Origin of the sequence: Streptomyces sp. NPDC047841, from assembly GCF_040704085.1 — a bacterium.
Classification (GTDB): domain Bacteria; phylum Actinomycetota; class Actinomycetes; order Streptomycetales; family Streptomycetaceae; genus Streptomyces; species Streptomyces argyrophylli.
The window spans coordinates 1-24,151 of sequence record NZ_JBEYRP010000054.1; the positions used below are offsets into that span (position 1 = coordinate 1).

16 protein-coding genes and 3 pseudogenes are annotated in these 24,151 nt (G+C 71.2%); 11 read left to right on the forward strand and 8 right to left on the reverse strand.

The window, feature by feature from the left end:
* Positions 1-261, reverse strand: a 261-nt coding sequence (locus AB0947_RS40950; RefSeq protein ID WP_366755477.1) for a transposase, incomplete at its 3' end; no start/stop codon positions are given.
* 66 nt (positions 262-327) lie between these two features.
* Between AB0947_RS40950 and AB0947_RS40955 the strand changes: the two genes are divergently transcribed.
* The 3 genes and pseudogenes from AB0947_RS40955 to AB0947_RS40965 form a co-directional block, all read left to right on the forward strand.
* On the forward strand, positions 328-567 hold the full coding sequence (locus tag AB0947_RS40955) for a hypothetical protein (protein ID WP_058084289.1): 240 nt from the start codon (positions 328-330) through the stop codon (positions 565-567).
* On the forward strand, positions 567-944 hold the full coding sequence (locus tag AB0947_RS40960; protein ID WP_366755464.1) for a toxin Doc: 378 nt from the start codon (positions 567-569) through the stop codon (positions 942-944). Before AB0947_RS40955 ends, AB0947_RS40960 begins: the two co-directional genes overlap by 1 nt.
* Before the next feature lie 89 nt (positions 945-1,033).
* Positions 1,034-1,675, forward strand: a pseudogene (locus AB0947_RS40965) (IS701 family transposase); the annotation flags it as partial.
* A 697-nt stretch (positions 1,676-2,372) separates the two neighbouring features.
* On the opposite strand, the pseudogene AB0947_RS40970 reads toward AB0947_RS40965, so the two are convergent.
* Positions 2,373-3,013: pseudogene (locus AB0947_RS40970) on the reverse strand (hypothetical protein); the annotation flags it as partial.
* 751 nt (positions 3,014-3,764) lie between these two features.
* Between AB0947_RS40970 and AB0947_RS40975 the strand changes: the two are divergent.
* Both AB0947_RS40975 and AB0947_RS40980 read left to right on the forward strand, forming a co-directional pair.
* The gene (locus AB0947_RS40975; RefSeq protein ID WP_366755465.1) at positions 3,765-4,721 is read left to right on the forward strand and encodes a ribosome-inactivating family protein; all 957 of its coding nucleotides are present in this window, start codon (positions 3,765-3,767) and stop codon (positions 4,719-4,721) included.
* 322 nt (positions 4,722-5,043) lie between these two features.
* Positions 5,044-5,832, forward strand: coding sequence for an SDR family oxidoreductase (locus AB0947_RS40980; protein ID WP_366755466.1), 789 nt, complete (start codon positions 5,044-5,046; stop codon positions 5,830-5,832).
* Between the two features lie 72 nt (positions 5,833-5,904).
* Here the strand turns inward: AB0947_RS40980 and AB0947_RS40985 are convergent, their stop codons facing one another.
* On the reverse strand, positions 5,905-6,090 hold the full coding sequence (locus AB0947_RS40985; protein WP_366755467.1) for a hypothetical protein: 186 nt from the start codon (positions 6,088-6,090) through the stop codon (positions 5,905-5,907).
* A 711-nt stretch (positions 6,091-6,801) separates the two neighbouring features.
* On the opposite strand from AB0947_RS40985, the pseudogene AB0947_RS40990 reads away from it, so the two are divergent.
* Positions 6,802-7,093: pseudogene (locus AB0947_RS40990) on the forward strand (hypothetical protein); the annotation flags it as partial.
* Positions 7,094-8,110: 1,017 nt separating this feature from the next.
* Here AB0947_RS40990 and AB0947_RS40995 read toward each other — a convergent pair.
* The 4 genes from AB0947_RS40995 to AB0947_RS41010 all read right to left on the reverse strand — a co-directional run bounded on the left by AB0947_RS40995 (position 8,111) and on the right by AB0947_RS41010 (position 11,322).
* A complete protein-coding gene (locus AB0947_RS40995; protein WP_366755468.1) occupies positions 8,111-8,824 on the reverse strand; it encodes an SDR family oxidoreductase in 714 nt (237 codons plus the stop codon).
* 106 nt (positions 8,825-8,930) lie between these two features.
* The gene (locus tag AB0947_RS41000; protein WP_366755469.1) at positions 8,931-9,956 is read right to left on the reverse strand and encodes an alcohol dehydrogenase catalytic domain-containing protein; all 1,026 of its coding nucleotides are present in this window, start codon (positions 9,954-9,956) and stop codon (positions 8,931-8,933) included.
* Entirely contained in the window at positions 9,953-10,567 is a 615-nt protein-coding gene (locus AB0947_RS41005; RefSeq protein ID WP_366755470.1) for a VOC family protein, read from the reverse strand. The genes AB0947_RS41000 and AB0947_RS41005 overlap by 4 nt, the downstream gene beginning before the upstream one ends.
* 62 nt (positions 10,568-10,629) lie before the next feature.
* A complete protein-coding gene (locus AB0947_RS41010; RefSeq protein WP_366755471.1) occupies positions 10,630-11,322 on the reverse strand; it encodes a type 1 glutamine amidotransferase domain-containing protein in 693 nt (230 codons plus the stop codon).
* Positions 11,323-11,608: 286 nt separating this feature from the next.
* On the opposite strand from AB0947_RS41010, the gene AB0947_RS41015 reads away from it, so the two are divergent.
* The 5 genes from AB0947_RS41015 to AB0947_RS41035 all read left to right on the forward strand — a co-directional run bounded on the left by AB0947_RS41015 (position 11,609) and on the right by AB0947_RS41035 (position 22,112).
* On the forward strand, positions 11,609-11,911 hold the full coding sequence (locus AB0947_RS41015; RefSeq protein WP_366755472.1) for a muconolactone Delta-isomerase family protein: 303 nt from the start codon (positions 11,609-11,611) through the stop codon (positions 11,909-11,911).
* Positions 11,912-12,009: 98 nt separating this feature from the next.
* The gene (locus tag AB0947_RS41020; protein ID WP_366755473.1) at positions 12,010-12,381 is read left to right on the forward strand and encodes a hypothetical protein; all 372 of its coding nucleotides are present in this window, start codon (positions 12,010-12,012) and stop codon (positions 12,379-12,381) included.
* A 714-nt stretch (positions 12,382-13,095) separates the two neighbouring features.
* The gene (locus AB0947_RS41025) at positions 13,096-15,861 is read left to right on the forward strand and encodes an AAA family ATPase (protein ID WP_366755478.1); all 2,766 of its coding nucleotides are present in this window, start codon (positions 13,096-13,098) and stop codon (positions 15,859-15,861) included.
* Positions 15,862-16,044: 183 nt separating this feature from the next.
* Complete coding sequence (locus AB0947_RS41030) at positions 16,045-18,849, forward strand: AAA family ATPase (protein ID WP_366755474.1); 2,805 nt, start codon at positions 16,045-16,047, stop codon at positions 18,847-18,849.
* Positions 18,850-19,262: 413 nt separating this feature from the next.
* Positions 19,263-22,112 carry an AAA family ATPase gene (locus AB0947_RS41035; protein ID WP_366755475.1) on the forward strand — a complete coding sequence of 950 codons (2,850 nt, stop codon included), beginning with the start codon at positions 19,263-19,265 and terminating at the stop codon, positions 22,110-22,112.
* A 624-nt stretch (positions 22,113-22,736) separates the two neighbouring features.
* Here the strand turns inward: AB0947_RS41035 and AB0947_RS41040 are convergent.
* On the reverse strand, positions 22,737-23,468 hold the full coding sequence (locus AB0947_RS41040) for an SDR family NAD(P)-dependent oxidoreductase (protein ID WP_366755476.1): 732 nt from the start codon (positions 23,466-23,468) through the stop codon (positions 22,737-22,739).
* Between the last annotated feature and the right edge of the window lie 683 nt (positions 23,469-24,151).

Sequence of the window (24,151 nt, forward strand, 5' to 3'; positions counted from 1 at the left end):
GATGGAGTACGGCCAGCCGGGGACAGGGATGTGCTGGTCCTTTCCCCGGCCGTAGGTGTGACACAGGATCCGCTGCGGTGAGGTGTGGGCATCGGGGCGTAGCCAGCAGGTGATGTCGACGGCCAGGACCAGCCGGCCATCGGCAGCCCGCGGCAGTGGCGCCGCGGCCAGGGCCCGCCGCAGCCGGCCGGCATCGACCCGGCCACGGGCGAGGGCGGCGCAGAGCCCGCGATGCCCTCCATCGCATCCAGGCGCGGTGATGGTGTGGCTGCTCTGAGCCGCTCACCGGCCTTGAGGAGTGTGGTACCAACTAGGTACCATCGGGTTATGCCATCACTGAACGTGTCCTTCTCCGACGAGGAAATGGAAGGCGTCCGAGCCGCCGCCGCCGCCGAGGGCAAGAGCCTCAAGCAGTACCTGCACGACCTCGGTGTACGCGAGATGCACCGCAAGCGGTTCGTCGCCGGCGCCACCGCCTGGGCCGACAGGCTGCGCGGCGAGTTCGACGAGGCGTTCCCCGAGGAGATTCCGCCTTCTCAGCGCGGCGACGGGGCTGCGGCTGCCTGATGGTTGTCCACATCGACGTCTCCTGGCTCCTCGACGTCCAGGAGGCCGCCCTCGGGCACGAAGACGTCACCGTGACCGACTACTCCGCGCTGGTGGCGGCCGTCGCCCGGCACAAGACCCGGATGCCGACGCTCGAGGCCTCCGACCCGGATGCCGCCTGGCGCGCGGCCGCGCTCCTGCACACGATCGTGCGCCTGGAGCCACTCCCCCACCGCAACAGCCTCTTCGCCGCCTTCGTGGCCGCTCAGTACATGGATCAGTCCGGCGAAGGCATCGACCCCCCATACGGCGCCCTGTCCGACCTCGTCAGAAAGGTCCGGGACACCCGGCTGAGCGTCTACGCCGTCGCCGAGGCCCTGCGGTCCTGGCGCATCTGATCCAGGCGCGTCAGGCGGCGAGGCCGGCCCCGTTGCACGCAGCACTGCAACCTCCACGAGGCAGGCGGCCGGAACAGTAGACAAGGGAGTGCCGCCGGGCCGGTATCGACGGCGAGGTCGGCTTCGAGACCAAGGTGGCCATGGCGAAGGTGATGGTCCGCCGTGCCGTCGCGGAAAGATCCCGTTTCGCTGGGTGACCGCGGATGCCGCCTACGGCTTCTCCAAAGGCCGGCGGTCCGAGCTGGACCGGGCGGACGTCTTCCACGTCATGGCCACCACCCGCCACGACACCATGGTCACCCGCTGGACGATCGACCACCCCGTCCACGACCTGTTCAACGGCCTCGCCCGGCAGAAATGGAAGCGCCGTTCCTGCGGCACCGAGGCTCACGGCCTTGGATCCACGACTGGGCCCGCATCGAGGTGCGGCCCTGGCACCGACCCGACCGCCGCCACTGGGTGATCGCCCGCCGCAGCGTCGCCCGCCCGCAGGAGATCTCCTACTACATCGCCTACTGCCCCGCGGAGACCACACTCGACCAGCTGATCCGCATCGCGAGCAGCCGATGGGCCATCGAGGAATGCTTCCAAAGCGGGAAACAGGAATGCGGCCTGGACGACTACCAGGATTGGGCCGCCACCCCGGCTGGCATCGACACATGACCCTCGCCATGGCCGCCCACACCTGCCTGACCGTCCTGCGAGCCCGCGAGCTGGATACCGGGAAAGCAACGGCTGATCACCCGTCTCACCGACCGCCGCCCCACACCCGTCGAGCACATCCTGCACTGGTCGACCTGGCGCCGGCGGCGACAGCACCAAGCCCGCACCAGCCACTACAAACGCCGCGGACACAGCCCCTGACCTGGCCATCGGTCACGACAAGCACCGTTGCAGTACTAGACCCGAGCAGCGTCCCACCTGCCGCCGGATGATCAAGTCGTCCAGTCGCGCTTCTAGTGGTCCGGTGTGGAAGGCATCACGTCATGATCCGGTCCTTGCCCGAGCCGATGCTGGCCGTTGCCGTGGACAGCCACGCCCTGCCCATCGGGTGGGCGGCCGAGCCGAAGTGGGACGGCACAGCCCGGCATACGGCAGTTTCAGAGCGGCCTGCGTCGCGGCTGCTGAGCGCTGCCGTGCCCACGTCGGCCCGCCTGGTGTGCAGGGTGAGGACCGGGCCCGCCGACGCCGCCGCGCTGCGGGCCCGGGAGCGCGCAGCCTGTCGTATCCCTCGTGACGGCAGGCGCTCGAACGGGCACTTCGTCCCGCACCCTTACCAGCCGTTCCCCGGCACCTGCCGCGCTGGATGCACCACCCATCGCGCGGCATCGCTGCCACCGTGGCCGGGCGTGACGAGGTCGCGGTGAGGGCGTACCCCCTCCGGGCCGCAGCGGTTCTCGGGTCCTGCGACCAGGTTCTGGAGCGCGGTCATGAGGCCCGGCGCAGGGGCGCGACGGCGGCCGGCCCGATGGAGTCGGGGCCGAACTTCTTCCGGATGCGGTCCATGGCCTGCTCAGCGACCAGGCGGGACTCACGGGCGCCGTCGAAGCTGATCTGCTCGGCGACCTGGTCGGCGTCGATGAGGTCCTCGCCCCGCAGCACGATGCCGGTCAGGCGGGCGCGTTGCAGGCCGGCGGCGTCCATCAGCTGGTAGGCGAGTGTGCGCAGGTCGTCCTCGTGGGCGGAGGGTGCGGGCAGGCGGCGGGTCCTCTCCCACGTGGTGCCGCCCGCGAAGCCCAGGGTCAGGGTGATCGCGCGAGCGGCCTGGCCCCGGTGGCGCAGCTGGAGGCCGAGCCGGACGACGAGGTCGAGGAGTGCCGTTCGGACGAGGGCGCCGTCCAGGGTGTGGGGTGGGCGAAGCGGTGGCGTACGGCGGCGGAGGCCGGCAGGGTTCGGGGGACGACGGGGCGGGGGTCGATGCCGCGGGCGCGGTCGGCGACGAGCCGGCCGGCCTTCTTGCCCAGCAGGCGCTGCACGGTGGCCGGACAGACGGCGGCGAGCAGTCCTACCGAGTGGATGCCGTAGTCACGGAGCACGACGGCCTGGCGGGGACCGATCCCATGCAGGGCCAACCACACCCGATACATGGCACAGCGTGGCACGGGACCGATTCGCCCCGCACCGCGGACGGGCACGAAGACGGACACCGGCACCGGCTGTGCAGCTCACTGGGCTCTCTTCATCGCCTACAGCATCTGCGCGGCGTCGGCGGTGCTGTGCGCTGTATGACTTAGGTCGTCGGTTCGGTACTGCTGCCGAGCCGAGGCGGCGCGGCTTCGGGGAAATGTGCTGCGGAGAGCCGTGTGCGGGCAGCGGTCCCGCGCGTCGGAGCCTGGAGTGCCGGGCGGGTACGGTCGGGCGGCTCGTGCCTGCTCACAGTCAGGTGACCGATGTTCGCGGATTCCATCGTGCAGGACAGTTGGGGCGAAAACCTCACTGGCTTGGGAGGGGATTTCCGTCGTGAACGGCGAACAGGCGGGTCTTGGAGTACGCGGGACGGCATCTCATCGACCGTCTCCTGCGCGGATGGGGGCGTATCAGGGCGGGGTGCGGCCTGCCGGGGCCGACGATGCAGCCCGGGCGGCGGGTAGACGGTGTGAGCCTGTCCCCGTCGGTCAGGGCTGGGAGCGGTCTGCGGAGCGACGGCGGCCGCCGCCCGGTCCGCACAGGCCGCTGATCGAGTTCACGCTCTGAACCGGCCTGCTTGCACAGTCAGTCCGTCAAGCTAACCAAGACCCTGAGACGACCGACCTCTGCTTCCGGCGTGTGTGGGGAATCAGCCGGTAGCTGCGTCGGTCCCCGAGATCAAGGAGTGGCAGCATGCCCTTCAGTCCACCTCGAGCCCAGTTGAGCCAGGGCAAGTCCGCTAAACTCGCAGCGATCGGCGTGACGTTTCTCATCGTCGTAACCGCGTTCCTCTCGGCAATCGGCCCGGCGAAGGCCGACACCCGGCTGACCGTGTCACACGTGTGGTTCGACGCGCTCGAGAAACCCCAGTACTCGGCTCAGGCCCGGTACAGGTCATTCATCAACAGCCTTCGCCTCGCAGCGGGACACGGCTACCGCGGGAATGTCGACATCACGCAGACCGACGGTGCCGATGTGGGGCTCATCCGGGTCGACGTCAACATGCGCCCCAACGGCTCCGGCCCGGCGGGCCTTCTGCGGCTCTGGATCTCCCCGGGCAACCTGTACCTGCGTGGCTTCACGACCGCGTCCGGCGTGACCTACGAGACCGCCGACCGCGGCACGTTCAACCTCCAGCAGACGATGAACAGCTTGCGCAACACGCAGGGTGGAGGACTGCTGCCCCCGGCCAACGGGGAGTACCGGGTACTCGTGCACGGCGGCTCCTACCCATCCCTGGAAGCGGCATCACCGCACGCCCGGGACACCCTGGACGTCTCCTACAACCGCCTGTGGAATCACCTCTGGCAACTCGCATTCGTCCAGGACGCAAGGGTCGGGGCAGAAGCCGGCGCCACGGCCGAGTCGTTCCTGTTCATGACCCAGTTCCTCTCCGAGGCCGCACGGTTCAACGACGTCTTCGGCATCATGAACGACATCGTGTCGAGCCCGAATGCCCGCTACAACGGCATGCCCTGGCTGCACCGTTCCCTCGAGAACAACTGGCGACCGCTCTCCAACTTCGCCATCGCCACCACCAACAACGAGCACCCGAGGGCTGTCGTCGTCAACAGCCAGCTGACGATCACGAACTGGTCCGGCATCGCCCGGTACCTCTCTACCCTGCTCGCTCCAGGCAACTCGGGCTGAACCGCCAGAACGTGGCCGTCACAGCCCCTCTGCGGCAACCATGCTCCAAGGCCCCCCGCCGTTGTCCGGGCACAGGCCCTCAACGGTGCCGCTGAGACCCGCCACCGCTCGGTCCGGGCAGGACCTCTTGTCCGGAACGACGCTGTTCACTGCAGCCCTGCCCTCGCCGGAACACGGTGCAAGCAGCGCGGTGCAAGCTCCCTTCGGCCGACTGCCTCCTGGCCGGGCCGTTTTGACGATGGCCGGCTCGAAGCCAGGCGCCGCGGCGGCGGACGTCCGACGCCCCCTTCGTACCTATTGATCTTCGAGAAGGTGTCACTCCATGACCACCGAGACCTCTGCCACGGCCTCTGCCAGGCCCCTGGACGGCCGGGTGGCCGTCGTCACCGGCGCGTCCAGCGGCATCGGCGAGGCAACGGCCGAGCACCTGGCGGCACAGGGCGCCAAGGTCGCCGTGCTCGCCCGGCGCGCCGAGCGGCTGGACGACCTGGTCGCGCGCATCGGCAAGAACGGCGGCACCGCCGTGGCCATCGCCGTCGACGTGACCGATGCCGCCGCCGTGCGGGCCGCCGCCGACCGTGTCCAGACCGAGCTGGGCGGCGCGGACCTGCTGTTCAACAACGCCGGCGTCATGCTCCCCGCGCCCGTCGAGGAACTGCGCGCCGACCAGTGGCAGCGCCAGATCGACCTGAACGTCTCCGGGCTGATGAACGTCATCGGCGCGTTCACCCCACAGCTGGTGCGGGCCGCCCAGGAGCGCGGTGTCGCCGACCTGATCAACACCTCCTCCAGCGCCGCGCAGAACCTCTACCCGACCTTCGCCGTCTACGCCGGCACCAAGGCGTTCGTCTCGCACCTGTCCAAGCACCTGCGCATCGAGCTGGGCCCGAAGAAGGTCAGGGTCAGCGCGATCGAGCCCGGGATCGTGGGCACCGAACTCCAGGACCACGTCACGGACCCGGGTGCCAGCGCCTGGCTGGAGGGGTCGAAGGAGAGCATCGACTGGCTCCAGTCGATCGACATCGCGCAGACCGTCGGCTTCATCGCATCCCTGCCCCTGCGGGTCAACCTCCCCCAGGTCTTCATCATGCCCACCGCCCAGCCCAGCTGACACCGAGCCGGCCTGGCCCGGCACAGGCGCCGGGCCAGGCCGGCTGCGGCGGCTACCGCGACATCGCACAGCTCAAGCAGTGCAGGTGTCAACGAGACCGGCGTCGAGAACGCCGGCTTCGCCCTCGGCTCGGGTCACTGTCAGGCGGACCTCCTCGGTCCAGGTGGTCGAAGCGGAGTCGGGTTCGGCCACCAGGCCGGCTGAGAGAAGAGCACTGCCAAGGACGGCGCCGTCTTCGAGGTCATACTCGGTGAGCATCGTCGTCTCGTCATGGATACGAGCCGGCGTGCGGTGCCAGTTGGCCTCCAGGCTGTCGCAGGACGTGGGCGTGGACTCGCCCGCCTGCGGCGTGGCCGCCCCTCCCGGCCCGAGGCGTCGGCCGCTGGACTGTCGGGACGCGGCACCTTCCCTGCTCCCGCAGAGCGGATGGGCCGCGTCGGCTGTTTCGCCGCACCCCATGAGATGACGTCCCGGCGGGCGTCGTTCACTCCACACCACGGGTGAAGTCGCCGGCAGAGGCAGAACCGAATGTCGTGCGGAGCCATGGCTTTGCGTGGTCCGCAGGTCAGGCTCCGGTTGAGAAACTCGCCCTCCGCTGTGGCAGGACACCGGTGCTCTGAACGAAGGTTCCGGGCAGCTGGCCGACGCCGGCGGGGCTGCGCCGACCGGCTCTAGCTGCGGCCTCGCGCGGCGGACAGCGTCCGGGTCGGGGGTTCGACCGGCCCGCGTAACCTACCCCCTGCACGACAGCGCGCACATCGGTATCCGACTGCATATCGTCCCGATCGCTCTCGTGTCCGAAGGGACACGCGATTCGAACAAGTGATCCAAATGCCGGTAGGGATGTGACCGACATTTGGTCGGGCCTGATGGTCGGGCCTGTGGTCGGCCCCCACCACGGTGGTCCGACCTGGTCTGGAGCGGCACCCGGGCGGGTGATTTTCCTTCGCGTACGCGGGCGTAGCCGCGATGCCCTCACCTGCGATCTCGGGCGATGCGGCGGCCGACCGGATCGCCGACGCGCTCGGCACCCCGAACGTGATCGGCGAGAAGGCGCATGCGCACGGCGTTCGCGGTGCGCCGGTTCGTCGACCGCGGCCTGCTGGTCGACCTGAGCGCGTACCCGGACGGGACGCTGCACCACCCTGGCCAGGTCGCGGAGGTCTGCGAGCGTGCGGACCTGGCGGACCTGGTCGCCGCCGACACCCCGCTCGGGCCCGAGCAAGCCGCCGCCCGGCTCCGGGTACGGCGTGCCGACTTTACCGACCGGGTTGTGGGCGTTCGCTTCGCTCATCGGGGTCGCTGTTGGCGTCGTCCCGTGTCCCTTTACTGACCGGCTCAGTTGCCGGCTCGGTGTACGGGAGAGGAGGCGACGTCGTGCGGAGCGGGATGGTCCTGGGGGACCTTCAGGTACAGCCGATGAGGCGGGCGGGGGCCGGTCGTACACGATCCTGCGGCCCGGCGGCTCCATAGACGAGGAGGCGGACAGCTTCCTGCGGTCCTACGAGGGACGTGGTACGCAGAAGACCTGTGCGTACCACCTGGTGGACCACCTGCGGTGGCGGGCTCGGGAGCATCTGGCGACCGAGGCCGTGTCGCTGCGGGACCTGCACCGCTACATGGGGGCGGTCGGTGCCAGGGTGGCAATGCCCTTCGGCGAGCCCTGGCGGACACCACCGAAGCCCCCGTACGGCCCGTCCGCGCTTCAGGTCGCAGCCTCATGTCTGAAGGGCTTCTACCTGTATCAATGCAGCCTCGACATCAACCCTGAGCTGCGCTCGGCCCTGGATGTGCGCGAGTTGCCCACGCAGGTGGACCGAGACCGCGCTCTGCTCGGGCACGTAATGACATCTGTGCCGTCGACACCTCTGGCCCCGCGCCAGGGCACCCGTCGCCGGCACCCGAAGATGCTCCCCGGCGGGGCACGCCCGGAGCTGTTGTAGGTCGTGAACACCGGGCGGGACAGGATGGTCGAGCGCAGTGCCCCTTGGCGACGTGGGCGCGTCCGGTGTGCTCCGGGCCGATGCGGGCGTGTCCGGTAAGGGCCGCCCCATCACGGAAACCGTTGTGCGCATGGCCCGCACCGTGCAGCGTTTCGCGAACCTCTCGCTCGACGACTCAGTGGCGGGCCCACCCCTGCGGGCGCGGGGAGGGGGCCGCCACTTCTACGAGTCGTCCGGACGCTTCTGTTCTGCGGGGCGAGGCGCGGTCCACGTGATCCAGGAAACCCTCAGATGGCCGGGGTCGCCGGTCTCGTCCGGGCGCCCCGGCCCGAGCGTCAGTGGCCGGCGCTCTGGCCACCGTCGACGTGCAGGACCTCGCCGGTGACGAACGGCGCGTTCTCCAGGTAGAGGACGGCGTCGACGACATCGCCGATCTCGCCTATCCGTCCCACCGGGTGCAGGGTGGCGAGCGTCTCGTGGGTCTCCTCCGCGTGCATCGGGGTCTTGATGATGCCCAGGGAGACGGCGTTGCTGCGGATGCCGCGGGTCGCGTACTCGATGGCCAGGGCCTTGGTGACGGACTGGAGGCCGCCCTTGGTCAGGGAAGCGAGCGCCGCGGGTACCGCGGAGAGGGCGTGCTCGACCAGGGTCGTGTTGATCTGGACGATGTGACCGCCGCCCTGACGGAGCATCTGCTCGGCGGCGAGCTGGGTGATGCGGAAGAACCCGCCCAGGTTGACACCGATGACCGAGTCGTAGTCCTCCTGCGTGTACTCGGTGAACGGCTTGGCCACGAAGATGCCCGCGTTGTTGACCAAGGTGTCGATACGGCCGAACCGCTCGATCGCGGCGGCGGCGACGCGCTCCGCCGTGGCCGGGTCGGCGATGTCGCCCTGGACGGTGACCAGGTCCGCGTCGCCCGAGGCGGAGATGGTCCGGGACGTGGCGACGACGGCGTGACCGAACTTGCGGTACGCCTCGACCAGACCGGCGCCGATGCCCTGGGAAGCGCCGGTGACGACGGCGACCTTCTTGCCGGAGTTACTCATGAGATGCCTCTTCACTCTTCGTTGTGACGGTGGTGGTTCCGACCGGCTCTCGCCGGCCGGACGGCCCGGGTGTTTTCCTGCCGACGGTGCGTCGGCCGCGGCCGTCTCACTTCCTTGCATCGAGTACGACGCGGAACCGGGCCTGGCCGGAGAGCATCCGCTCGTAGGCCTTGGATGCCTCGCTCAGCGGGAGCACCTCGTTGGAGGAGCGGACCGACTGGTCCAGGGCGAAGCGCACGTTGTCCTCGTTCTCGACCGAGGAGCCGGTGAGGCTTCCCCGCACGACGTGGCCGCCGAAGATGAGATCGGTCGTGCTCACCTCGAGGGGGTCGGGGGCCGCTCCGACGACGACCAGCTGGCCACGCCGGCCGAGCCCGCGCACCAGCGGTGACATCGAGGCGCCCGACGCGGCCGTGGCGACGACGACCGCTGCCCCGCCGAGCTGCCGGAGCGCGGCGCCCGGGTCCGTCGCCGTGCTGTCGATGTACTCGTGCGCGCCGAGTTCCGCGGCGAGCCGGGACTTCTCGGTGCCCCTGGCGATGGCGACCACCCGGTACCCCAGTGCCCGGGCGTACTGGATCCCGAGGTGGCCGAGGCCGCCGATGCCCTGGACCGCGACGAGCGAGCCGGGACGCGCCGCCGAGGACAGCAGCGCGGTGTAAACGGTCAGCCCCGCGCACAGCAGCGGCGCACCGGCCAGTGCGTCGAGGGCGGCCGGAAGCCGCACGAGGCCGGTCGCCCGGGCGTAGGCCACCTCGGCATAGCCGCCGTCGGTGTCGAGCCCGGTCTGCGGCTGGTCCTCGCAGTTGACGAAGTCGCCGCGGCGGCAGGAGTCGCACACGGTGCACTGGCCACCGAGGAAACCGACGCCGACGCGTTCGCCCGGCCGCCACACCGGTTCGACACCTGGTCCGACGGCTTCGATAACGCCGATGATCTCGTGTCCCGGTACCACCGGCGTCGACGCGTCCTGGCGCAGTCCTTCGACCGCCAGGACGTCGGTGTGGCAGACTCCGCACGCGTCGACGCGTAGGCGCACCTGTCCCGGGGCCGGTTCGTGGCGTTCGCGTTCGACCACGGCGAACTGCCGCCGGCCGGTGACGGTGACGGCTCGGTAGGTGGACCCGCTCATCGCACCTCCTCGGCCGCGCCGGTCTGCTCACGGACCAGGTACCGCGCGAACCACTCCGGCCAGTCGGGATCCTCCGGGCCGGTGCCCTCCCCTTGCCGGTGCCGGGCCGCCGCGGCCCGGCGCAGCGCGCTCGCCAGGTCGTCGGCCGAGGAGAACGTCGTGGCCGCCGGGTCCACTCGTCCCGGCAGCCGCCTGGTGATCTCCTGGAGGACCCATTCGTTGCCGTCCGGGTCGTTGAAGGACAGGAACGAGCCGTAGCTGGTGCGCCGCGGTTCCGGTCCGGGCACCCGGGCCCGCGTGCCGGCGTGGTGGAAGACACCGCCGGCGTCGTGGAAGACGTCGCCGGGATCGGCGCCGGCCCGCTTCAGCTCGTCGTGGGCGGCGACGATGTCGTCGACGACCAGGTGCAGGCCCTGGGCCGTCCCCGGTACCTGGGAGGTGACCGAGGTGCCGAAGACGACCGACGTGGGCGAGCCCGGTGGCGTGAGGTGCACCACCCGGAAGTCCTCGTCGGTGGCGATGTCGATGTCCAGCCGCCAGCCCAGTGCCGTGTAGAAGTCCTTGGCCCGGTCGACGTCGGACACCGGTATCACGACCACTTCCAATTTCATGTCCATTGCTTGAGCCCTTCCGTGATCGAGCGACATACCGAGGGCGGCCGAGCGGGCGCCGCCTACAGGACCTTCAGCAGTTGCTCCGCCAGGACTCCGGCCGATGCGGGGTTCTGCCCGGTGTACAGGTTCCGGTCCACCACCGTGTACGGCTTCCACATCTCGCCGCGAGTGAAGTCCACGCCCAGCACCTTCAGTTCGTCCTCCAGCAGCCATCGCGCCCGGGAGGCCAGTCCTACGGCGTCCTCCTCGTCGTTGGTGAAGGCGGTGACTCGGTAGCCGGCGAAGGGCGAAACCCCGTGGATCCTGGTGGCCAGCATCGCAGCCGGGGCGTGGCAGACGATGGCGAGCGGTTTGCCCGACGCGAGCGCCGCGGTCAGCAGCCGGCCCGCGTCGGCGTCGATCCACAGGTCCTCCATCGGACCGTGGCCACCGGGGAAGTAGACGGCGTCGTAGTCCTCCAGACGGGCGTCGGCGAGCTGGATCGGCCGCCGCATCACCTCCGCGGAGCGGATGATGCGCTCCAGTTCGAGCGCGGTCTCGGCGCTGCCCGCCATGTCGGGGCGCAGACTCATCATGTCCACGTTCGGGGTCACCCCGCCGGGGGTCGCCACCGTCACCTGGTGGCCGGCCTCCGTGAGCGCCTTGTAGGGCGCCGCGAACTCCTCGGCCCAGTAACCGGTCGCATACCTGGTGCCGTCCCGGAGCGTCCAGTACGTGGCTCCGGTCATCACAAACAGCAGCTTCGCCGTCATCGTTCACTCCTGCGTCGAGAGATCGTGGCTTGCGTCCACGCCGCTGATGGGCGTTTCGTTCCATGGTGTTTGCGCCGCCTCGCCCTGGCACCCGTGGAAGACCCGGGTACGGCAGTCAGCGCTGTCGTACGTCAATCGACCGATGCCACCAGGCTGTGCGGCTAGGAGGATGCGTGCGGTGGCAGGGCTCGGGCATTGCCTTCGGACGGCTGACGGACACGACGCGGGGACATCCGAGGGACCGCGCCCCGTGATCTTCGGACACAGCCGAGAGGACGGACTGACGATGAAGGAATACCTGGTCGTGCTGACCACGACCGTGCCCCAGGGCACCGACCCGGCCGAGGTCGACCGGCGTCGTGCGGCCGAGTCCGTCCGGGCCGGGGAGCTGGCCGCCGGCGGCAACCTGGTCCGGTTGTGGCGTCCGGTCGGCGAGTTGCGCAGCATCGGCCTGTGGCGCGCGGCGGACGAGGCGGAGCTGCGCGAGAGCGTGCTCGGCACCCTGCCCCTGTGGCCGTGGATGACCGCAGAGATCACCGCCGTACAGCCGCACCCCAACGATCCGGGCCCCACCGGTCCCGCCGCCTGAGAGCTCCGGACACCACGCGGGCCCGGCGCGGCGGCAGGAAGCCGAACGTTCATCGAGAGGTGGCGGCAGGTGGAACCCTCGGTAGGAGGAGAGGACCGATGACCCGAACAGCAGCGCAGGAAGTCGTTCTGCGCGACGTCATGGACCAGTGGAAGTCCGCCGTCGACGCACACGAGCCGGAGAAGATCGCAGTGCTCTTCACCGAGGACGCCATTTTCCAGGGGCTCCACCCCTACAGCGTCGGCCGCCGGGGCGTTGCCGAGTACTACGACTCCCAGCCGCTCGGGCTGAGGGCCGCGTACGAGGTGCTCGAGACACGCAGTCCCGCGGAGGACGTCCTCCTCGGGTATCTCGGCGTGGTCTTCTCCTTCACCGACCGGCCGGACATCCACGTCACCCTCTCCATCGTGCTCAGACGCCTGGCCGATCAGTGGTCCATCAGCCACTACCAGGTCACCCGGCTCGGCTGAGACGTGCGGGAAGACCTCCGGGTTCGGGGATCCTTGTTCCCGTACCGACGACGGGACCGGTCCTGGTAGGTCGTCGGGCCCGCTCCGCTCCGCGGCCGTGCCCCGAACATCGGTCCGACTGACTGCGACGACGCGGACCGCGCGCCTCGCACAGGACGCCATGCCCGCCTCCTGGCCGGCCCGGCACGCCCGTGACATCAGGGCGCGGGGACGAGCCGGACAGTACGCTCCCTCCGCAGCCCGGCCGGACGGCCGTCAGGCCTTGTCGTCGGCGGTTCGTCGGCCTCGCCGGAAGGCTGAGCGGCTGGACGGGACGGCAGAAGTCGATCACACCGTTTCACCACGGGCGTGAACTGCTCCGCGATCGGCTACTCGGTGATCGGCTGCTCGCGGTGCGTGACGCAGGCCGTCCCGGCGAGCCGCTCGGCATGGGCGGCGGTCCGGGGTCCGGAGGAGTTCGCCGGTCGCCACCTCCGCCGGACGCGGGCCGGCGGCCTGCCGGTGGGTTTCGTGCGAGGGCCGGCCGTCGCCCGTCAGCGGAGGCGACCGGGCCGGTCCGTGCTTCCCCCTGGCACGGTCACCCACTGGCCCCAAGGCGCGTCAGGCCCCACTGCCGCGGACGCGGCACCTCTCCTGTCCCAAGGCTGCTGTACTGTGCATGCGGGGCGGGTGGCGGAAATGCGATGGCGGGGGTGAACTATCGTGACGCATCCGGTGGGTGGTCGGGCGCACGGAGGACGGGCTGGCCTGCTCGGGCGGGGAGCGGAGTGTGCTCTCCTCGACCAGATGATCGCTGATGTCTGCGCCGGTGAGAGCCGTGTGCTCGTGGTGCACGGCATCGCAGGAGTCGGCAAGTCGGCGCTGCTCGAGTACGCGGAGAAGTCGGCGACGGGCACGCGGGTGCTGCGCGCGGTCGGCGTGGAGTCCGAGATGGAGCTGCCGTTCGCCACCTTGCACCAGTTCTGTGCGCCGTTGCTGGATCGGGTGGAGAGGCTTCCCGCACCGCAGCGCGAGGCACTCGAGACGGTGTTCGGCATGCGAGTGGCTCCCCCGCCGGAACGTTTCCTGGTCGGGCTGGGAGTGCTGAGTCTGCTGTCGGACACCGCGGAGGAACGTCCGCTCCTGGGCGTGGTCGATGACGCGCAATGGATGGACCGGGCTTCGGCGCAGGTGCTCGGCTTCGTCGCCCGGCGGTCGCTGGCCGAGGCGATCGGCCTCCTCTTCGGTGCCCGCGAGCAGCCACAGGACCTGCTCGGACTGCCCGACCTGGCGCTCGACGGGCTGCGGGATGCCGATGCCCACGCCCTGCTGGTCTCGGTGACGCACGCCCAGCTCGACCGGCGCATCCGTGATCGGTTCGTGGCCGAGACACGGGGCAATCCACTGGCCCTGATGGAGCTGTCGCGCGGGCTTTCCGTGACCGAACTGGCGGGCGGCTTCGGCATGCTGAACGGCGGGACGCTGCCGGACCGGATCGAGCAGAGTTTCCTCGCCCGGATCGCCGAACTGCCCGAGCAGACCCGTAGGCTGCTGCTGGTCGCCGCCGCCGAGCCGACCGGTCATCCCACCCTGGTGTGGCAGGCGGCCAGACGGCTGGGCGTCACGCCGGAGACGGCCCTGGCGAACGGGACGGACGGGCTGCTGTCGTTCGGCGTACGTGTGATCTTCCGCCACCCGCTCGTACGGTCGGCCGTGTACCGGTCGGCGACGGCAGGTGATCGCCGGGCGGTGCACAGGGCGCTGGCGGAGGCCACCGACCCGGACACCGATCCGGACCGCCGCGCCTGGCACCTCGCCTCCGCGGCGGCCGCACCCGACGAGGCCGTCGCGAGGGAACTGGAGCGATCCGCCGACCGTGCCCAGGCCCGGGGCGGACTGGCCGCCGCCGCAGCGTTCCTGCGGAGGTCCACGGCGCTGACCGTCGACACCTCCCAGCGCGCCGAACGTGCGCTGGCAGCCGCGAACACCAGCCTGCGGGCGGGTGATCTGGAGGCCGCCCGGGAGCTCGTCGGCATCGCCGACCAGGAGGCCCAGGACGAGTTCCAGCGCGCGCGAGCCCACCTGGTGCGTAGTCACATCGTCTTCGCGGCCGGCTTCAACAGGCAGGCACCACCCATGCTGCTGGCCTCCGCGCAACGCCTCGAAGCGCTCGACATGGAACTGGCGCGGGAAACCTATCTCCTCGCCTGGGCCACCGCGGCCTTCGCCGCCTCGGACGCGGACAGCCTCATGGCGGTATCCCAGGCGATAACGAAGCTTCCTCCTCGCGAGGGCGGCCCGAGCACCCTTGATCTCGTCCTCGACGGTTACGCACTGCTCATCACCCAAGGCAGCACCGCAGCGCTCCCCACCTTGCGCAGGGCGATGAAGGCGCTCAGGGAGTATCCCGCGCAGGACCTTCTGAAGTGGGGTTGGGCGGCCTGTGGTGTGAGCTGTGCCGTGTGGGACGAGCGAGTCATGCACGAGACTTATGCCAGAGCGGTCGACGTGGTGCGCACCGCCGGCGCCCTGACGGAACTCCCCGTGTATTTGGCCTCGTTGGGGACCGCGACCCTCCTGGCCGGTGACCTCGCCGCCGCGACCGCGCTGGTGGCCGAGTCCGAAGCCGTCGCCGCGGCGACGGGTATGCCCATAGCACAGCACACCAAGATGCTCTTGGCGGCCATGCAGGGCAAGGAGGCCGAAGCCACGGGCCTGATCGCCGATACGATCGAGTGGGCGACCGCGGACGGCCAGTTGAACGCGGTCACCTGCGCGCACTGGGCGGCTGCGGTCCTCTACAACGGCCTCGCCCGCTACGAGCACGCGCTGCCGGCGGCACGGGCCAGCATCCAGTTCTCCGCGATGTCCGTGACCTCCTGGGCGCTGCCCGAACTCGTCGAAGCGGCATCGCGGGTCGGGGAGGAGAAGATCGCCCGCGAAGCGCTCCGGGAAGTGGCGGACGCGACCGAGCTGTGCGACACCGACTGGGCTCAGGGTCTGCTGGCCCGTTGCCGGGCGCTGGTGAGCGAGGGCGCTGTCGCCGACGGCCTCTACCGGGAGGCGATCGAGCGGTTCGGCCGCACGGGGCTGCACCCCGACCTGGCACGTGCCCACCTGCTGTACGGGGAGTGGCTGCGCCGGGAGCGGCGGCGCGCCAAGGCGCGGGAACATCTGGGCACGGCATACGAGATGTTCTTCTCCATCGGGATGGAGGCGTTCGCGGAGCGTGCCCGCCGCGAGCTGCTGGCCTCGGGTGAGGCCGTGCGCAAGCGTAAGGTCGAGGCCTCGTCGAGAGAGGAGCTGACGTCGCAGGAGCGGCAGATCGCACTGCTCGCGCGGGACGGTTTCTCCAATCCGGAGGTCGCGGCCCGGCTCTTCCTGAGCCCGCGGACGGTCGAGTGGCACCTGCGCAAGGTCTTCACCAAGCTCGGCATCACCTCTCGTCGGCAACTGCGCGACGCCCTGCCCCTGAGCGAGTACGAGTCCACGTTGGGGTAGCGGGCCGAAGGCCGGCCCCGCGTACGGTGCCGTCGACTGGTATGGGACCCGGTCCCGGCTCCGCGCCACCGGTCGTGTCGAGTGTGGCGTCTGGACGAGGAGACCACGGTGTCGAGCACGGGAGATCTCGACGTACCCGTGCGCGTGCGACCTCCGGGTTGATCCGGTGGAACGGAGAATACGGTGAACGACGACGAGTCCGCCCGCCGGGGAATCGCTCGAGATCTCGTGGGGCGGCACGCAGAGCTGGCGCTGATACGCGCCTTCCTCGACGCGGGCGTGAACGACGGCAGGACCCAGCTGCTGACCGGTGAGGCGGGCGTCGGCAAGACCGTGCTCCTGGACTGCGCCGCGGACATGGCGCAGGCCGACGGGTCCTCGTTGCTGCGCGCCGCCGGCGTGGAGTTCGAAGCCGATGTTCCCTACTCGGCGCTCCACCAGCTCCTGCTTCCGCTCACCGGCGACTTCGAACTGCTCGACCCCGAGCAGCGCAGCGCGCTGACCGTGGCGTTGGGGTTCGGCGCCGGCCCGAACCCGGATCGAGCGCAGGTGTCGGGAGCCACCCTCGCCCTCCTCGGCCGAGTCGGGGCCCGTCGGCCTCTGGTGGTGATCGTGGACGATGTGCAGTGGCTCGACCGGGCGAGCGCCGGTGTGCTCGGATTCGTGGCACGTCGGCTCGCGGGCAGCCGCGTGGCGTTTCTCGCGGCGGGGCGGCCGAACGCCGGGGGCCATTTCGAGCAGGGTGGTCTGTCCCGGTACGACCTGCGGCCGCTGAACGACGAGGCGGCCGCCGCGCTGCTGCGGGCCCGGTTCCCGGCGCTGGCGCACCGACAGCGTGCCCGACTGGTGACGGAGGCGCAGGGCAACCCCCTGGCCCTCCTGGAACTGGCGGGCGAGGCGAGTGGTCCGGCCTCCGGCCCTCCTGCGACGCTGGGGGATGCGGCAGGTGTCTCGCCGCTCGAGCGGCTCATGGCCCTGTTCGCCTCACGGGTGAACGAGCTTCCCGCTCCGACCGTTCGCCTCCTGCTGCGCGCCGCCCTGGACGCCACGGGTGACCTGTCCATCCTGCGTTCCACCGGTCCGGGCGCCCCCGGACCGGGCGACCTCTGGCCGGCCGAGCGGGCCAGGCTGATCCGTGTCGACACGGACGCCGGGCGCGTCGTGTTCGCCCACCCTCTGATCCGTACGACGGTGGTGAAACAGTCGACGGGCGGCGAGCGGCAGACCGCGCACCGCGAGCTCGCCCAGCTGCTGGCGGGCCGGCCCGAGCGCCGGGCGTGGCATCTCGCCGAGGCGAGCACCGATCCCGACGAAGAGGTGGCGGCGCTCCTCGACGAGGTCGCGCAGCGTGTGCGCCGGCGCGGGGACGCCGTGGGAGCGGTCGCTGCGTTGGTGCGCGCCGCCGAGTTGAGCCCGCTCGGCATCGGCCGGAGCCGCCGACTGGCCGAGGCGGCGTTCATCGGTGCGGGTGTGACCGGAGAACTGCGCAGCACGCCGCAGCTGCTGGCGGCGGCCCATGCGGCCGATCCCGGGAGCGACGAGCCGCTGCATGCCGCGGTCGCCGCCGCGTACATGCTTCTCACCGGCGAGGGCGACATCGACACCGCCCACCGTCTGCTGGTCGGGGCCGTCAAGGCCTTCGCAGTCCGTGACAGGCCGAACAACCTCGCCCTGGACGAGGCCTTCCGCACCCTGCTTCTGGTGTGCTTCTTCGGCGGGCGGGCCGAGCTGTGGGATCCGGTCCACGAGTCCCTCCGGCACTCCACGGTGGATGCCCTGGTGTCCTTGTGCGGTACGACGTTCTGTGACCCCGCCCGCACCGGCGCCGAGGTGCTGGAGCGGCTAGACGGCCTGATCGCCGGCAGCGACGGGGAGCTGGATCCGAGCCGGATCGTGTGGATGTCCATCGCTGCCGTCTTCGTCGACCGCCTCCCGGGACTGCGCAAGGCGCTGTGGCGTGTGGTGCGCGACGGACGGACGGGCGGTGCCGCCGGAGCGGCCATCAACGCGCTGATACTGCTGGGCATCGACGACTTCCTGTCCGGCAGGTGGGAGGAGGCGCAGCAACTGCTCGGCGAGGGCGTTCAGTTCAGCGAGGCCCTCGGTTACGGGGTCCTGGGGGTTCCGGGACGCTGGGGGCAGGCGCTGCTGGCCGCCGCCCGGGGCGACTTCGAGGCCGCCGGAGCGCTGGCCGACGACATCGCCCGCTGGGCCCTGCCCCGGGGGGTGCGCGTCGCCCAGGTGTACGCCCGGCACATCCGGACCCTGATGGCGCTGGGGCGGAGCGATTACGACGAGGCCTACCGGCAGGCCGCTGCCGTCAGCCCTGCAGGGGTCCTCGCCTACCGCTCGCCCCTCGCGCTGTGGGTGTGCATGGACCTCGTCGAGGCAGCGGTGAGGAGCAACCGTCACACCGAGGCGCGGGCACACGTCTCGGCCATGCGCGAGGACGGTATCTCCGCCCTCTCTCCGCGACTGGCGCTCCTCGCGGCGGGCTCGGCGGCCATGGCTGCCCCCGACAGCACCGCCACCGCGCTCTTCGAGAAGGCACTGGCGGTTCCCGGGGCCGAGCGGTGGACGTTCGAAATGGCCCGGGTGCGGCTGGCCTACGGTGAGCACCTTCGGCGTGCCCGGTCCATCACCGCCGCACGAGAGCAGCTCGCCGCGGCGCGTGACGTCTTCGCGAGGATGGGCGCGCGGCCTTGGGCGACCAGGGCGGAGAGGGAGCTGCTGGCCACCGGTCAGGCGAGGTCGCCGGCCGGAACAGTCGGAGTGGAGGCCCTCACGTCGAGGGAACGCGAGGTCGCGACGCTGGCGGTCTCCGGGCTGAGCAACAAGAAGATCGGGGAACAGCTGCACCTGTCGCCCCGGACTGTCGGAACCCACCTGAGTCACGTCTTCCAGAAGCTCGGCGTGGCCTCCCGGGGCGCGCTGCGCGAGGTACTCGCTCCGCACCCGCCGGAGGGGACGGCGGGTGCGGAGTCGTGACGGCCGCAGAGCCTTCCGCACCGGCGGGTCGCCGCTCAGACGTCGTCGACCTCCTCCGGCGGATCGAGCCTGAGGTGCCTTCGAGCCGGACGCACGCGTGACCGCACTGGTACGCGGTCGTGCAACGTCACCTGACTGACACCGCCGGTCGTCCCGCCGGCGGAGGCGACGCCAGTGCGCCCGGGCACCTGGCTCGATGACCGTGCGCCGCCTGGTCACCAGGGGCGAGGGCGGGGAGAGCACGAGTTCCCGGACGACGTCGGCCCCGGCGCCCGGGCAGTGCCTCGGCACACACCAGGCACCCCGGTCGGCTGCGAGCGCCCTTGGGAGAACCGGCCAGGGCGTTCAACCGGTTCGCACCAGGGGGTCCGTCCGCCATCTTGGCTAGTGCCATGAGGAAGGGAGGGGCCACGATGGACCTGGGTCCGGTGCCGCGGACGGCGGCCGAGGGGCTGGTGGGGCGGGAGCAGGAGCTGAGGCTGCTGCGATCGTTCGTCGACCAGGCGTCGGCCGACGGCGGCGCCCTGCTGCTGACGGGGGAGCCGGGGATCGGCAAGTCCGTCCTCCTCGACGCCGCGGCGGACATGGCGACGACGGCCGGCGCGTCGGTGTTGCGCTACGACGGCCTCGAGTTCCTGACGGATCTCGGCTTCTCCGGCCTGACACACATCTGCGAACCACTGCGCTCGGAGCTCGACGCGCTCAGCCCGCCACACCGCGACGCGCTGTCGGCGGCGCTGGGGATGAGCGGGGGCACGGCGCCTGACCTCCTGACGGTCTACGGTGCGGCCCTCGCACTGGTGCGCCGGGCGGCGCGGTCCCGGCCCGTGCTGCTGATCGTCGACGACCTGGAATGGGTCGACCCGGCCACCGCGGCGACGCTCGCGTTCGTCGCGCGGCGACTGGAGGGGAGCCGGGTGGCCTTCCTCGCCGGCTCACGGCCGGGCGCCGGGAACGCCGTCAGCCGGGCGGGGCTCCCGCAACTCCCGATCGGCCCCTTGAGCGAGAAGGCGGCGGCCGCCCTGGTCGGCACCCGGTTCCCGCTGCTGGCCGCACGGGACCTCCAGCGGGTCCTGGCGCAGGCCCAGGGCAACCCCCTGGCGCTGCTCGAGTTGCCGGGCGCGCTCGGCACCCCGCAGCGTGGAGGGGGGACCGCTCCGTCCGAGGTGCTGCCGGTCAACCGTCGCCTGCAGGACCTCTACGCCTTCGAGCTGGCGGGGCTGCCGACGGCCACCCAGCAGTTGTTGCTCCTGGCCGCGTTGGAGGGCAACGGCGACCTGTCCGTTCTGCGGGCCGCCGCGCCGGACCAGGACGTGCTTGCCGTTCTCGCCCCCGCGGAGCGGGCCCAGGTGCTGCGGATCGACGACCGCGGCCTGGGCCGGCTGGTGTTCCGGCACCCCCTGGTCCGCGCGACGGTCGTGTCACGCGCGGCCGGCGGTCAGCGACGGGAAGCCCATCGCACTCTGGCACGGGCCCTGGCCCACCAGCCCGACCGGATGGCCTGGCACCTCGCCGAGGCCACGTCCGATCCCGACGAAGAGGTCGCGATGCTCCTGGAGCAGGCGGCCCAGCGGGTCCGCCGACGTGGTGACGCCGCGGGCGCCTTCGACGCGCTGGTGCGAGCCGCCGACCTCAGCCCTGGCCCCGCGGACCGGAGCAGGCGTCTGGTCGAAGCCGCCTACGTCGGCTCGGAGGTCGTCGGAGAGCTGCGCTGGGCGGCACAACTTCTCGTGGAGGCCCGTCGTGCCGACCCCGAGCTGAGGGGGTCGCTCCAGGCGGCCGTCGCGACCGCGCACGTGCTGCTGAATCGGGACGGCGACGTGGCCTCGGCCCACCGGCTGCTGATCGGCGCGCTGACAGCCCGCCACGACCGGTCCGACGGCGGTGACGTCCTCCTCGAGGCCGTCCGCACCCTGCACAGGACCTGCGCGGTCGCCGGCCGACCCGATTTCTGGACGGCCTTCCACACGACTCTGGCTCAACTGGCCCTCCCCCTGCCTCCGCTGGTGAGGCTGCCGGGAGAGGTCTACGCCGACTCGGCACGCGCCGCTCCGGAGGCCCTTGCCCACCTCGACGCGGCGGTCCGCGACCTGCACCAGGAGTCCAACCCCACCTGGATCGAGCGCGTCGGGGCCACGGCACTGGTCGTGGACCGGGCGACCGGGTGCCGCGCGGCCCTGTGGCGTGTCGTCGACGACGGACGCGCCGGCGGCGCGGTTGCCTCAGCTCTCAACGCGTTGACGGTGCTGTGCCTGGACGACTTCCTGACCGGGCAGTGGGACGAGTGCAGTCGCCTGGCGCACGAGGGCATCGCCCTGAGCAAGGCCCATGGCTATGAGCTCCTGACCCATCAGTTCCACGTGGGTGAGGGCCTGGTCGCCGCCGTTCGAGGCGACGACGACACGGCACGCACCCGGATACGGCAGATCATCGAGTGGGCCGTTCCCCACGGCACCCGTACCATCGAGCATCTGGCGGAGTACGCCGCGACCCTCGTGGCCGTGGGACGTGGCGACTACGCGGAGGCCTACCACCACGCAACGGCTGTCAGCCCCCCGGGCGTGCTGGACGCCAACACCCCGGTCGCGCGATGGGTCGCCATGGATCTGGTGGAGGCAGCCGTTCGCAGCGGGCGGGAAACCGAGGCACGTGCCCATGCGACGGCGATGCGGCAGGCGGGCCTCCCCGCCGTCTCTCCCCGCCTGGCGCTGGTCACCGCCGGTTCGGCTGCCCTGGCCGCTCCCGCGGGGCAGAGGACTCCACTGTTCGAGGAGGCTCTCTCCATCTCCGGAGCCGAGCGCTGGCCGTTCGACCTCGCCCGCGTCCGGCTGGCGTACGGCGAGCACCTGCGTCGGGCACTGGCCGTCGAGGAGTCCAGGACACACCTCGACGCGGCCCTCGACACGTTCCGTCATCTCGGGGCCGTCCCCTGGGCCGCGCGGGCGGCCAGGGAACTGCGGGCGGCCGGCCGTACCACCGGCTGGGCGGCAACGGACCCGGGAGCGGGCGGGCTCACCCCCCAGGAGCACCGGATCGCGCAGATGGCGGCCTCGGGAATGACCAACAAGCAGATCGGCGAAAAGCTGCTCGTCTCCCACCGGACCGTGTCGGCCCACCTGTACCGGATCTATCCGAAGCTCGGCATCACCTCGCGTGTCGCTCTCGGCGACGCCCTCACATCACTGCGGGCACCCTCGGAGGTCTGCTCGCCTCGCGATGGTCACAGCCAGTCCTGGGAACCGTCTTCGTGCCGATCACGGTGAGCAGGGTTCCGGCTGCGCCCGCTCCGGACGGCACGTTCCCGCCCACCGGCGGTGCAGCGGGGCGCTCCCAACCGGCGCCGGGCTCGCGACGACGAGGAGGCGTACGGTCGCGCCACCACAGCGGCCTCCGGGTCACGACGACCAGTTCCGCCGACGGGCGGAGGCCGGGACTCACGCCGTACGCGTGCGGCCGGCGAACGGGCCCGTGCCACTGCGTGCAGGACGCAGCCGCCTGTCATGCCCTCATGCTGAACCGAACGGCCTTGGGCACATGCCGGGTCGGCACAGCGAACACGGCGCGGGCTTGCGCCGGCGATTCACCGGGGCCGCCGTCGGAGACGCACCGACCCCATGTGCTGCGGTCCACCACCGTGGAGAGACGGTCCGGTGCGGGGAGGGACTGCCGGGGACGGTTCATCGCGCACGGTTGCGGCGGCCGCCCGGCGAGGAGCGCGCGCTGGGGCCGTGACCCGCACGGAACTCCGCCGCGATGCGGTGATCCCGGCGTTCTCCGGTCGGGCGCCGTCACCGCGCCGGACTGGACACCACCGAGCGGGCACCGACGATCCGGTGCCGCGCGCGGACCCGCGGGCCGGCGCAGGGCCTGGTACCGGGACCGGCCGGCTACCGGCGCCGGTCGCCGGAGCGGACCAGCATCTCGTTGACGGCCATCCGCCGCTCGCGCGTCACGATGTAGCCGATCGCGTCCGCGACGTCTTCGGGGCGCAGCGGCTCAAGGCCGTCCGTCTGCCAGCGGGCCGCGTCCCGGGTGGCGTCCTCGAGGTGGTCCATGAGCTCTGTGCTCGTCGTACCGGGCTCGACAAGACTGACTCGCACCTGCTCCACGAGCAGTTCCTGCCGCAACGACTCGGCGAAACCGCGCAGGCCGAACTTCGTCAGGTTGTAGACGCTGCTGCCGGGGCGAGCGAGCCGACCGGCCGTCGATCCCACGCACACGATGTCGCCCACCTCCCTGGGAGATGTCGCTGCCGCGCTGATCAGGTACGGGACCGCTGCGTGCGTCACGTGCACAAGTCCGGCCACGTTGACGGCGATCATCCGGTCCCACTGCTCGACCGTGGTGTGGAGGGCGCTGCCCAGACGCATGACTCCGGCGCTGTGCACCACGATGTCCAGGCGTCCGAACCGGTCGAGGGTGTCCTGCACCGCTGCGGAGGCGGACTCGGGGTCCGAGATGTCCGTCTGGAGGACCAGGGCGCGGCCGCCGAGTTCCGCGATCTCGTGTGCGACCTGATCGAGACGATGGCGGCGGCGTGCGACCAAGGCGACCGACGCACCGTCCTGGGCGAGGCGGCGGGCAGTCGCGGCGCCGATGCCGCTGCTGGCACCTGTCACGAGTGCGACAGCTCCGTCCAACACCTTGTCTCCCATGTGGCTGACTCTCTCGGGTCGTGGTTGACTCACGCGCTCGCGTGATCCGGCTGTCGATGCGGCAGGGGCAGGCACGATCGGCGCGGTGTGCCCGTGCGGGTTCGCGTCAGGGGTCCGGTCACATCCCTTCCTCGTGCGTGCGAAGGCGTACGTGGTCAGACTCATGGATCCGAGGGTCGAGATGAACCAGGGAGAATCCCTGGTTCTCCCGTGAGCCGCCCGGGTCGGCCGCGGCCGGTGAGCGCTCCCCGTCGACGGCCGGACACCTTCCCGGACCGGGGCGGTGCGAAGAACGCACCGCCGTGGCGCCGGGACCGTCCTCCTCTGCTGCCGTTCCGTTCCTTCCGACGTCAGGTCGCAACCCGGACCCGACCGGCCCCTCCCACTTGCGGGAGGGGCCGGTCGCTGTTCGGTCGGGCGGGCAGGGATGCGGTGCTTCATCAGTGGAAGGCCGGGCATCCCTGCGATGCATGCCCGGTGACGAGGCGGTCGCCGACGCACCCCGGCGCGACGTCAGTCCCGCAGCGACCGGAAAGCCTCGCGGAGTTCCTGGGCCAGCAGGCGCGGCTGCTCCCAGGCGGCGAAGTGGCCTCCCCGGTCGACCTCGTTCCAGTGGATGAGGTTGCCGTAGGCCCGCTCACCCCAGC